We start from the raw sequence: 1,494 nt of genomic DNA on the forward strand, positions 1-1,494 counted from the left end.
TGTAGTTTCCTATATTTAGTTGACTACATAGTTTCTTATTCCTATTGTAAGTTGACAATTATTTTCTCTATTCCTAATTCTACTTGTCAATCTTCTATCTTATTCCTAGTTAGTATTTACATACTTCATTCTAGTTCCTAATAGAAGTAGACAGAGGACCCACCCCTAGGGGTGGATCGCGGTTTTTACAATTTTGCTGCAAAATTAATCATTTTTCCTGAACTGACAAGGATTTTATGTACTTTTCCCTATAACTTGTCCAATTTTTCTTTAAACTTCCCTTTTGTTTCGCAGCTTCCTTTGGTGTTAGCATCCCGATACTTCCATGAGGGCGTAACTCATTGTAAAAGTGTACAGCCCTTTCTAAAGCCTCTTCTACTTCCTGTAAAGAAGTAAAAGAAAGCCCCATGAATAACTCGTTCTTCAACGTGTTATTGACACGCTCTGCTACAGCATTATCCTTCGGATTGCCACATTCTGTCATGCTAGGTATGATACCGTATTCTCTTAGTAATTTGATGTATTCGTTACTAGCATATTGTACACCTCTATCGGAATGATGGATTGGTGTAATAATATCCTTATAACTTTCCATGCGCATTAAGGCCATGTTTAGGGCTTTCAAAGGGAACCTGGTGGAGAGTGATTCACCGACAGAATAGCCAATGATTTCTTTTGTGTAATAATCCGTAATCAAAGAAATGTAGCAGAAATGATAAGTACCTTGTTCGGCATCATCCCAAATCTTCTGATATGTAATGTCGCTCACCCAAACTTCATTGGGTGATGATGGTATCAGTTCTTTTATCTTGTTGGGGTATGTGGGTAACCCATGACGAGAGTCCGTTGTACGAGGTTTTCGGTTGGAAGAACGCACTCCCAACTTGTACCTTGATATTATGTCCTCGAAACGGCAATGTCCCATGGCGTTCTCTTCTCCAAACTCCTTGCAATACATCAGCCAGAGTTTACGGCCGCCGATACCTGGATCTTGCTTTCTAATAGACTTAACATACTCTATTACAAACGATTCCTCTGCCAAGGCTGCAAGCATATTGTCTTCGTGCTGATAATACGCTTGACGAGTAAACCCAAACAGTTTACAGAGGCCAGAAACACTATAGTTTTTGTCCTCTGCACGAAGTTCCTTTACTGTTTGGGACCAGATTTTTTTCGCACAGGAATCTTATAAAGACGTTCTGCGATATCAATCATCTTGTTATAGGCGGCAGCTGCCATCTTTGCCTCATGGAGTTCTTGCTCCATAGCTGCCAAGCGTTTCTTCAATTCAATGTTCTCCTGTGAGAGACTTTCTGGTGTTGCATTTTGCTTCATTTCTTCTACGATTTGTGGATTATTGGTTGCAAAGTTACCAAGAATTCTGTAAACTGAAGTACTGCTAATTGACATTTTTGCCATAATTTCTCTAACTGGTACATGATACTGATAATAACTGCGAGCTATGCTCAACGCTAAATCCATTTTGTCTTTGTC

2 protein-coding genes are annotated in these 1,494 nt (G+C 39.4%); both read right to left on the bottom strand.

The window, feature by feature from the left end:
- Positions 1–208: 208 nt before the first annotated feature.
- On the bottom strand, positions 209–1,168 hold the full coding sequence (locus EXN75_RS17365) for an IS3 family transposase (protein WP_118115306.1): 960 nt from the start codon (positions 1,166–1,168) through the stop codon (positions 209–211).
- The coding region (locus tag EXN75_RS17370) for a hypothetical protein (RefSeq protein WP_223176174.1) at positions 1,150–1,494 on the bottom strand (345 nt) is incomplete at its 5' end. The genes EXN75_RS17370 and EXN75_RS17365, both read right to left, overlap by 19 nt.

The organism is Segatella hominis (assembly GCF_004535825.1).
GTDB lineage: Bacteria > Bacteroidota > Bacteroidia > Bacteroidales > Bacteroidaceae > Prevotella > Prevotella hominis.